Annotated in this window: 3 protein-coding genes and 1 pseudogene; 2 read left to right on the top strand and 2 right to left on the bottom strand. The window is 71.1% G+C overall.

All coding sequences use genetic code 11. The annotated features are described in order from the left end of the window. Both G6019_RS15740 and G6019_RS15735 read right to left on the bottom strand, forming a co-directional pair. On the bottom strand, positions 1-788 hold a 788-nt coding region (locus G6019_RS15740), incomplete at its 3' end, for an alanine racemase (protein WP_182628006.1). A gap of 36 nt (positions 789-824) precedes the next feature. Next, positions 825-1,463 (bottom strand): TetR/AcrR family transcriptional regulator, encoded by a 639-nt coding sequence (locus G6019_RS15735; protein ID WP_107756737.1) that lies wholly within the window; start codon positions 1,461-1,463, stop codon positions 825-827. Positions 1,464-1,593: 130 nt separating this feature from the next. Here G6019_RS15735 and G6019_RS15730 point away from each other — a divergent pair, with 130 nt between their 5' ends. Together G6019_RS15730 and G6019_RS15725 are read left to right on the top strand one after the other, a co-directional pair. Further along, positions 1,594-2,928, top strand: a complete 1,335-nt coding sequence (locus tag G6019_RS15730) for a D-arabinono-1,4-lactone oxidase (protein WP_182628004.1) — start codon at positions 1,594-1,596, stop codon at positions 2,926-2,928. 84 nt (positions 2,929-3,012) lie between these two features. Continuing rightward, positions 3,013-3,454: pseudogene (locus tag G6019_RS15725) on the top strand (hypothetical protein); the annotation flags it as partial.

The following is a 3,454-nucleotide window of genomic DNA, read 5'->3' as shown; positions in this document are numbered from 1 at the left end:
GATCCGGCGGTCACCTCGGTGACCGCCGGGTCCGCTGCGCTCTCGGCGATCGAACCGGATCCGCCCGAGTTGACGATCTCCGGCCGCTCGCCGGTGAGCCCGGCGATCACGTCGGCGACCGCGTGACGCACTCCCAGGAGACGGCGCATGGACAGGCGCTTGACCAGTCCCACGCCCCGGACGTCGTCGGGGACGCCGGCGACCTGCGCCTCGTAGAACATCGCGCCGACCACCCTGAAGCCCATGTCGACGGCGCGACGGACGAGAGGCTCCACGTCGACCGGACTCCGCAGCGGGGACCGCCTCACACCCAGGTGGAGCGGCCCCAACCGGAGCGAGGCGTCCACGTCGACACACACCCTCGCGCCGCCCGCACCCGACTCCCGGGCGATCTCCAGATGGCGTTCGTCGTCGACCATCAGCGTCACCGCCCCGAGCGCGGCCGGATCCGCGCCCAGCCGACCGAGCGCGCCACGGTCGACCGAGGGGTACCCGAGCAGGACGTCTCGACAGCCCGCCTCGACGAGCCACAGGGCCTCCGCGAGCGAGTAGGCCATGATCCCGCGCACCGACTCGTCGCCGCGGAGCCCCGGGCCCAGGACCTCCTCGAGCACACCGCGCGACCTCACGGACTTGCTGGCGATGCGGATCCGTGTCCCGCCCGCCCGGCGCCGGAGATCGGCGAGGTTCGTCCGCAGGGTGGGCAGGTGGAGCGCCGCGAGCGGTGCGTCGAGCCCGGTGGTGGCGACGTCGACCGCCTCCACGGCGTCGCTCGCGCGTCCGGACATGGTCCCGGTCACCCCCTCTACCCTCACCGGGTCGACCTAGTCGCCGTCGATCGGGTGCGCGTCCGCGACCACGAGGTCGACCGCCCGGTGGAGGAGAGCGATCGCCTCGTCGTCATCCCGGCAGATCTGCCAGCGCAACCCGATCCCCGCGACCGTGGCCTCGACGACACCGACCATCTCGTCGAGTCCCATGCCCCAGCGCATACCCGCGGACTGTGCGGTCCGCTCGAGGACGGACCGGATGATCTCCTCGTTGGACTCCTGCTGATGACGGGCCAGACCGATCTCCGGTGACCCGTGTGTGCGCAGCGAGTAGGAGACGATCTCGTAGGTGAGGAGCTGACGGTCCGGAGAGGCGGAGATGACGGCCCAGATCAGGTCGATGGCCTCGTAGAGCCTCCGGCGCAGCCCCTCCCTGCCGAGGGCGCCCGAGTCGAAGTCGACGTTGATGAACGCCCTGGCCGCCTGGTGGACCTCCGAGTTGACCGCACCGATCACCTCGCGGAGGAGTTCCTCCTTGTCGGTGTAGCAGTAGTGCACCACTCCCAGGGAGACGCCGGCGCGCTCCGCGACACCGCGGACGGTCACCGCTCCGAGCCCGTAGTGTTCGGCGATCTCGAGGGCTGCCCGGAGGAGCTGCGCTCGGCGCTGATCGGATGGCAGGCGTCTGGTCACTCGTCCATGGTACGACGACGACGAGGCGACGGGCGCACTACACCTCACGCCCGGCCTGCGACCGAACCCGCATCTGGTCTCTTGTCCAGATCGGCCCCGGGACCCGCCCCGGGAGGTAGCCTCTGCACCCATGACGACCTCGACCACGCGGTGGCACAACTGGGCCGGAAACGTTCTCGCCTCGCCGTCGGGCCGGTCCGACCCCACGACGGTCGCCGAGGTCACCGGGGTCGTGACCGCGGCCGCCGAGCGCGGCTCCAGGGTCAAGTGCGTGGGTGCCGGACACTCCTTCACCCCCGCCGCGGCGACCGACGGGGTGCTGATCTCGCTCGACGACCTGACGGGGATCGAGTCGATCGTCCCGACCCGCGATCCCGAGGGGAACGTCGACGGGGCGGACGTGACCGTCTGGGCGGGTACCCGACTCCACCGGCTCGGCCCTCTGCTCTGGGACCTCGGGCTCGCCCAGCCGAACCTCGGCGACTTCGCCGAGCAATCGCTGGCGGGCGCGGTGTCCACGGGCACCCACGGCACGGGCCGCACCGCCGTCGGCCTGCCGGCCACCGTGGTCGGACTGCAGATCGTCACGGCGGACGGCTCCGTCCTGGACTGTTCGCGCGAGGCGGATCCCGACGTGTTCGAGGCGGCCCGCCTCGGGATCGGAGCGATCGGGATCATCACCAAGTTGACCATTCACTGCGTGCCGGCGTTCGCACTGAGCGCCGAGGAACACCCCTGGACCCTCACGGCCGCACTCGCCGATCTCGAGGGCTTCGCGAGCTCCGCCGACCACGCGGAGTTCTTCTGGTTCCCGCACACCGATGCCGTCACCGTCAGACGCAACACCAGGTTGCCGGGTGACGCGGACCTGCGTCCGCTCGGCCGCATCCGCGAGCTGGTCGCCGACGAGTTCCTGTCCAACGAGGCCTTCGGTGCGCTGTGCCGGACGGCCGCACGCCGGCCGACGCTGACCCCCCGACTCAACCGCGTCGCCGCACGCGCGATGTCGGCCCGCGCGTACACCGATCGCAGTTACCGGGTCTTCGCCTCCCCGCGGCGGGTGCGCTTCCGCGAGATGGAGTACGCGGTGCCGGTGGCCGCGGCCACCGGCGTGCTCGGTGACCTGCGCGACATGATCGACCGCACCGGCGTCGTCACGCCGTTCCCCGTCGAGGTGCGGTTCGCCGCGGCGGATGACGTGTGGTTGTCGACCGCCTACCGGCGGGATGTCTGCTACGTCGCGGTCCACCAGTTCCACCAGATGGACCACACCGAACTCTTCCGGTCGGCCGAGGAGATCTTCCTCGCGGCGGACGGTCGGCCCCACTGGGGCAAGATGCACACCAGGACCGCCGCCGACCTCTCGGCCACCGTCCCTCACTTCGACGACTTCGTCTCGGTACGCGACCGACTCGACCCGGACAGAATCTTCGCGAACCAGTACACCGAACAGGTCCTGCCGTAGGAGGCGGGACCACCTGAATCTCCGTACCGTGGGGTGACGGACAGGGTCAGCCGTTCCTGTCGCGACCACCCTCGAGGAGTTCCCGTGCCAGAACGCGTCCCCGCCGAAACCGACGTCTCCGGTCCGCTCGCAGGAATCGCCACCGGGGCCCTGCGCAAGGCGATTCGGAGCCAGGCCGGGGCCGCGAAGGGTTATGTCCGCACGCTCCGCCGGAGCCACCCCGACGAGAGTCCGGCACGGATCCGCGAGCGGCTCGACTCCCGCTTCCTCACCGCCGTCACCGCGTCCGGCGCCGCCGTGGGGGCGACGGCGGCCGTGCCGGGGGTGGGCACCGTGCTCGCGTTCGGCGCGATCGGCGCCGAGTCGCTGGTGTTCATCGAAGCCGCGGCGTTCTACACCCTGGCCGTCGCGGAGGTGCACGGAATCGACGTCAAGCTCGGCGAGCACGAGGAGCTGCTCGTCATGACCGTGATGCTCGGCGCATCGGGCACCGCGATCCTGGCCAACGCGGTGAGCACGAACGGCG

The sequence above is a fragment of the Dietzia sp. DQ12-76 genome, from assembly GCF_014145045.1.
Taxonomy (GTDB): domain Bacteria; phylum Actinomycetota; class Actinomycetes; order Mycobacteriales; family Mycobacteriaceae; genus Dietzia.
This window is presented reverse-complemented; position numbering and strand designations above follow the sequence as displayed.